Genomic DNA, 7269 nt, shown 5'->3' with positions numbered 1-7269 from the left:
GATTATGTGCAAGAAATCGCAGCGGCTTTTGGTTCGACGGTAATGTATTCGGGGCGAAGTGAGAATAGCAAGGTCACACTTTCTCGTTTAGTGTTTCGTAATGCACAACATAAAACCACCCTTTCAGGCGCATTATGGGCGAGGGAGTCACATAACTTTATTAATGATGAAGAAGTGAGGATTCAGCGTAAACGGACAGGGGGATGGGAGTTAGGTTTACAGCATAAAGCTTATATTGGCAATGCAACGATTGATGTGGGTACGAGTTTTAAACGAGGGACAGGGTTAAATAATGCGATTCCTTATCCTGATGAACAGTTTAATGAAGGCACCTCTCGCATGAAGATTATTCATGCCAATATTGACATCAGCAAACCCTTCTCGTTTTTCAACCAGCGTTTTCTCTTTAACAGCAGTTGGCGAGGACAATGGAATAAGACGCCATTAGTGGCGCAGGACCGTTTTAGTATTGGTGGGCGTTATACGGTACGGGGCACGGATGGTGAATTATCCTTATCAGCAGAGCGTGGGTGGGTATGGCGTAATGAGTTAGGTTGGGTGTTAGGTAACAGTGGTCAGCAGTTTTATGTGACTTTAGATAAGGGTAAAGTGAGCGGTCCTTCTACTCAAGATTTATTAGGCACTACATTAGTGGGGAGCAGTTTGGGTTTAAAGGGCGGTTGGAAGTGGTTGAGCTACGATATGTTCATGGGTAAGCCTTGGCATGTGCCAGAAGGGTTTAAGACTTCTAAAAGCGTGGTGGGCTTTAATCTCAGTGCCAGTTTTTAGAGTGGTTGAACAATTACATTAGTGAATATATCGAGTCAATGAGCATTATAAATGCGTGCTGTATTAGGTAGTTAAGACAAACATTGGGTTTTAATTTAGATTTAAGTATAAGTCAGGAATTGGGTTATGAATAAGCATTGTTATCGTGTGATATTTAGCAAAACACAACAGCAGTTTATTGTAGTTTCAGAGTTAGCGAAGCTGGAAGGGAAAGCACAAGGCGAAAGTGAGGTCAGCGTTGAGCTTGAGGATGTGAAAACTTTTGCAAAACTGACCGCACTTTTGTCTTCTTCGTGGCAAACAGTTCAGTTATCTCAAGCTGTCCTTAAACCGCTATCCTTTGCCTTGTGCTGTGCATTGGGTTTTGTAAGTATTCAGGTACAGGCGAATCCAATGAATCTGACACATAATCCTTTAATTATTCAAGCCGACCCGACTGCACAAGCCAATCAACGTCCACAGGTGATGGAAACGGCAAATGGTATCCCGCAAGTGAATATTCAAACCCCAAATCAACAAGGCTTATCTTATAACCGCTATTCCCAGTTTGATGTGGATAGCAAAGGAGCGATTTTAAATAACAGCCGCCGAGATACCCAAACCCAATTAGGCGGTTGGGTACAGGCTAACCCGTATTTAGCAGGGGGTGAAGCGAAAGTGATTGTCAATGAAGTCAATTCTAATAGACCGAGCCAATTAAAAGGTTATGTAGAAGTGGCGGGTCAAAAGGCCGATGTCATTATTGCGAACCCAAGTGGTTTACATTGTGAGGGTTGTGGGGTGATTAATGCGGATAGAGCAACCTTAACGACGGGTAAGCCTCAAATTAAACAGGGACATCTTGATCACTTTGTAGTGGAAAAGGGTAAAGTCACCGTCAGCGGAAAAGGCTTAGATAACAGCCAGAGTAATTATACCGACATTATTGCCAGAGAAGCAGAGATTAATGCGGGGGTGTGGTCGAAGAAGGCTGTCAAGGTGACCACAGGGAAAAATAAAGTCAGTAAGAATAATGATGCGGTTCAAATTATTAACAGTAAATCCCAGAACAATCAAAAAGAAGAAAATGTCACGGAATACGCCTTAGATGTATCTCATTTAGGCGGGATGTACGCTGAAAAAATCCACCTCATTGGTACCGAAGCAGGTTTAGGAGTACGCAACGCAGGACATATTGGTGCCTCTGCGGGCGATGTGGTGATTGATGTGAATGGGAAGATTGTGAATCAACATCGTATTCAAGCACAACAGCATGTCACCCTCATTGCTAAAGGGGATAAAGGCACAATTGACAACACGGCTTCTGCTCAGGTATTGGCGAATCAAGGTCGTATCAATGTGCAGGCAGAAAAAACCTTAAATCAATCGGGAGTAATGGGGGCTAAACAGCAGGTTGCCGTACAAGCAGAGGCGATTACCCAGAGTAAAGCAGGTGAAATACAGGGTGGTGAAGTGCGTTTAACGGCGCAGGGACAAGTGATTAATCGCGGATTGATTAATAGTAAAGTTGAAACTGATAAGCAAGCGAAAACTGTCATTAAAGCAACATCTATTGAGAATGTGGGCACAGGACGTATTTATGGTGACCATGTAGCATTGATGGCAGACAGTTTACATAATCATGATGAAACTACATCAAGTGCGATTATTGCTGCGCGAAAGCGTTTAGATTTAGGAGTTAAGCAAATCACCAATCAAAATCACCAGTATTCAGGCGATACAACAGGGGCGACAGCGCTTTATAGCAGTGGCTCATTACACGTAGGAGAGAGTCTGAATGCACAAGATAAAGTGATTGGTCAAGCTGAGGTGCTCAATAACCGCAGTGCGCTAATTGAAAGTCAAGGCAATATGTATCTGAATGTTGCAACGATACATAATACGAATGACTTTTTTGCTACTGAATTACAAGTGATATCAGAAAAAGAAGTGGATTGGCACTACATCGTGCCACAAGGCGTAGCAGAATCTGAATTGCGCATAGATACCCGTTTATTGCATTGGTGGAGCCAATCAAGAGGACGTAATGGTTGGGCGGTAAACAGTAAGCCAAAGGATATTCGTAAACCACACAATGGTGATGTGCAGTCAAATTATCTGCCTGAAGTTAATCAATGTATTACTGGTACACAGGGGGCGGGTTGTGAGTTTGTCGCAGATTCTTATTATTTTCCACAAGATTTAGCTTGGCAGCATTTTGCGATTAAGCCAACTCTTCGTGAGAATGTGGCGACGCTTTTGAATGATGCCAAAGTGCCTGTTGCACCTATTGCTCCAGAGGAGCCAATAGCCCCACAAAATCCAAATGCAAGTGCCCAACAAGAATATGAGAAAAAACTAGCAGACTATCAACAGCAAAAAGCGGCTTATGACAAAGCGTATAAGGTTTATTTGCAAGAGAAAGCGCATTTTGATGAAAAAGTGAAACCTGCCTATTTACAGTGGGTGAAAGATAATGAAAACCAATTTACACAATTAGGTAAGGCGATTACGCAACATAATCAGCGTCGTGCGAGTGTCGCGGGTAGCCGTTATCGTAATTATTGGACTCACCGCGTAAATCGCCAAGTGGTAAAAGAGGATGTTGTGACTCAAACTCAAGCAGGCGCGATTTTAGCAGGCGGTGATTTGAAAATTGAAACTCAGCAGTTCAGTAATGATAAAAGCCGTGTATTGGTTGGAGGTCAGTTACAGCTGCAAGGCAATTTGGAGCAACGTCAAGCAGATGGTCTGCAATTTACGGAAAGCTATGGCAGCAAATATTATAGTTATCTTCGAAAACGTAAAAGTAAAACACCAAGCGGTAAGAATAAATACCAGCGTCGTAATGAGAATTGGTATTCGGGCTTATTAAGTAATTCTCAGAAAAGTATGACGTTACCTGTTGCCAGTGTTTTTGACCAATATGCCTTTGATAATGACTCCTTGGTCATTAAATCAACGGGTGAAAATTTACAGCTCCCGAGCACTAGTTTATATAAGATCAATCCCGCCGCAGATAGTCATGTATTAGTGGAAACTGATCCTGCTTTTGCTAATCGTAAGAAATGGTTGAGTGGTGATTATATGTTTAATATGTTACGAGGAGATCATAACCGAGTTCATAAGCGTTTAGGCGATGGTTATTATGAACAGCGTTTAGTACGTGACCAGATCAACCAGCTAACTGGGCGTCAATTCTTGGGTCATCACCAAGATATGGAAAGCCAGTATAAAGCATTGATGGATAATGGTGTGACGTTTGCGAAAAAATTTCATTTAACACCTGGGATTAGTTTAAGTCCTGAACAAGTGGCGCAACTGACTGCCGATATTGTATGGTTTGAACAACAAACCGTGACCTTACCCGATGGTAGAACACAGCAAGTATTAGCGCCACGTGTTTATGCTGTTACACAAAAAAGCGATGTCACGCCTCAAGGCACTTTGTTGAGTGCTAGTCAAGTAGATATCCATGCGAGTAGCATCAGTAATCAAGGCACTATTGTAGGGCGAGAAATTGTCGTATTAGACAATCAACAATTAACCAATCTAGGGACAATTGCAGGCGATTTAGTCAATATTCAGACTGCGGGAAATGTAGTTAATCAAGGGAGTATTGTTGCAGAAGAGGGATTATCTCTTGAGGTTGGTGGTGATTTAATCCAGCAAAGCACAACGCAAGCAAGTCATATCAACACGGGGTATTATCGTCACAGTGAAATCAATCTGGACCGTAAAGCATTATTACATGTGAAGGGTAAGAATGGTACTTTACAGGTGAGCGCACAAAATATTCACTTACTAGGTGCGGATATCCTTAATGAAGGCGTCGGCAATACCACAATCACTGCAAAAAATCAGTTAAAACTGACCGCACTTGAGACCATGAAGGCAGAAAAAATTGGGCAAGGCAATCATTATCGTAATGAACGAGTGCAGGATGTGGTAGTCAGTTATGTTAAAGGCGCAGGTGATGTGAAGCTGCAAGCCTATAATATTGCCTCTGAAGGGGCAAAATTGGAAAGTGCTAAAAAACTGACCGCACTTGCTGAGAATGATTTAGTATTAAATGCTGCAGTAAAACGACTTGATTATGATGAATATCATCAAACTAAGAGTGGTTCTTTTGTCAGCAAAACGAAACAAACAAGCTACGATGCTATTAGTGCAACTACTCATCAAGGTAGCCGGCTTGCAGCAGAAAATATTGTATTACAGGCAGGCAATAAATTGAGCAGTGGGGGATTGAGTGTTATAGCTGAGCAGCAAGTTCAAGCAGATGCAAAAACAATTGAGCTGGGTACAGTCACAGATGAACGTCATGAAACCCATTGGGAGAAACGGCGTAAATCAGGTTTAGCGGGCAGTGCAAAAGGTGGCGTTGTTGCTGTGGGCTATCAGCGTTCGAAAACGGGACATGATAGTAATACATCTGACGAAAATGTACAGGTGAGTCAATTGAATGCAAAAGGAGATATTCGCCTGAAAGCAAATGAAGCATTGACTTTAAATGCAACACAATTGCAAGCCGAGCAAGATATTTATTTAGAAGGTAAGGCAGTCAATATCAATGCGGTTGATGAAGTACATCGTAGTCGTGATAGTCGCTACAGTCAAACTTCAGGTATTGGTATTAATATGGTATACAACCCTATTGCAGTAGGGCGTGATAAATATCAACAACGCGAACAGCAAGGTGCGACAAAAGGGATTGTGGGGCAAGATATCGCACGTAATGAAGCTATTACCGATACGATTGAAATGACAGCGCGTGGCATAATGCCTTATGCCAAACATCAGCGTAGTAAAGGGAATAAATATAGTGAACACATTATTGCCAAAACAGCAGAGATTGATAGTAAAGGGCATTTGAAGGTCGTCGCTACTGGCGGAGATATTACGACACAGGGTAGCCAAATTGCAGTAGGGAAAACAGCGGAGTTTAATGCAACAGGCAATGTGAACTTTGATGTGGCGACAGATCGTTATCGCAAAAATGCAGATAGTGCTTCACGTGGTGCTGAGTTAAATGGCTTAAATAAATATGTAGCAGGCGTTGGATTTAGCCATGAAGCAGGTAATCAATCCTTACATGAGGAAAAAGGCACCTTGATTTCCGTTGGCGGAAGTAGCCAAGTCGTTGCACAAGAGGGCAATATTACAGGCAAAGGCTTAAGCTTGGTAAGTGAAGGGAAAAATGTGTTACAGGCGAAGGGCAATATTGTCCTTGAAACCGCACAGACTGAACAACGTGGTGGACAACAACGTAAGAGTCATGCGATAGGGGAACTTGCCATATCAGAAACCGAGCGTTTCTTTGGTTATCATCGTGAGCGTCATAATCAAGAAGGGGATACCTTAACGCATCAAGGTAGTCAGGTGGTGAGCCTAAATGACAATGTGGTAATTCAAGCAGGGCAAGATTATCGCCAAGTCAGTAGCACCTTACTTGCCAAAGATACCCTAGATATCACCGCACAAAATCTGTATTTCGATGCTACTCATAATGTGCAACAACATCAACAAAGTCAAAGTGATTTGAAGATTGGGCAGTTTAGCCGAGTGAAATCCCCTATCATTGATATAATTCAAACGGCAGAGCGCTTAGTGAAAAATAAAGATGCCTCAGACCGCCTGAAAGCAGCGAATGCAATGGGCTTAGCCGCGCAGGGATATTCCTTATACGACAACATCAATAAAATGGCGAATCAGCGCTATTCCTCTGCTTATCTATTACGGGTGGAATCCGGAATGGGCGTGGCACATAGCCGTCAAAAACAAGAAGTAGAAACGCGTATTAGCCAAGGTAACTTATTAAATGCAGCACATCTTCGCTTACATGCAGTGAGTGATAAAACGGCATCTAGTCCTTCTGATAGTACGGGCAACATTCGTCTAACGCATACCACACTGACAAGTCGCGATGATAAAGGACAACGTATTGCAGGGAGTACGCTCAACTTAACTGGTCGTCAAATTGATATTCAAGCAGGCGAAAGTCGGACGAAAGAGCGTTCTAGAGGACAGAATGTCGGTGTTGAAGTGGGCATGTTTGCACAATTTGGTGCGCAATCTGGTGTGGGCGCCTATGCAACGATAGGTGGTGGTAATCAGAAAGCCAATGGTGATAGCCTAAGTTATCATAATAGTCAGCTAGACAGTGAGCATGTCACTCTGCGTAGTAGCCAAGATATGAATTTAGTGGGAACGAGAGTACAAGGTAAACAAGTTGATGTTGAGGCAGGCGGTAACTTGCATATTGAAAGCCGTCAAGATGAGAGCCGTTTTGATAGTCAAAGTACTCAAGCGGGACTGAGTGCTGAAATCAGTTTCGGTAATGCTTGGAGTGTCAATGGTAATTTAAGTGCAGAGCGAGGCAAGAGCAACTATAAACAAGTCCGCGAGTTGTCAGGGATAATAGCGGAGGAAGGGGGTTATCATGTGACGGCAGAGAATGTGCATTTAAGAGGTGCAGTGATAGCCTCGACAAATCCAGCG

2 protein-coding genes are annotated in these 7269 nt (G+C 42.8%); both read left to right on the top strand.

Features of this window, described 5'->3' with window-relative positions:
* Positions 1 to 789 (top strand): ShlB/FhaC/HecB family hemolysin secretion/activation protein (locus ACFSAV_RS08530; RefSeq protein ID WP_379098524.1); only part of this gene is annotated, 789 nt, incomplete at its 5' end.
* Between the two features lie 126 nt (positions 790 to 915).
* A partial coding sequence (locus ACFSAV_RS08525; RefSeq protein WP_379098521.1) for a two-partner secretion domain-containing protein occupies positions 916 to 7269 on the top strand: 6354 nt, incomplete at its 3' end.

It is taken from the genome of Pasteurella oralis (assembly GCF_042681465.1).
GTDB classification, from domain to species: Bacteria; Pseudomonadota; Gammaproteobacteria; order Enterobacterales; family Pasteurellaceae; genus Pasteurella; species Pasteurella oralis.
This window is presented reverse-complemented; position numbering and strand designations above follow the sequence as displayed.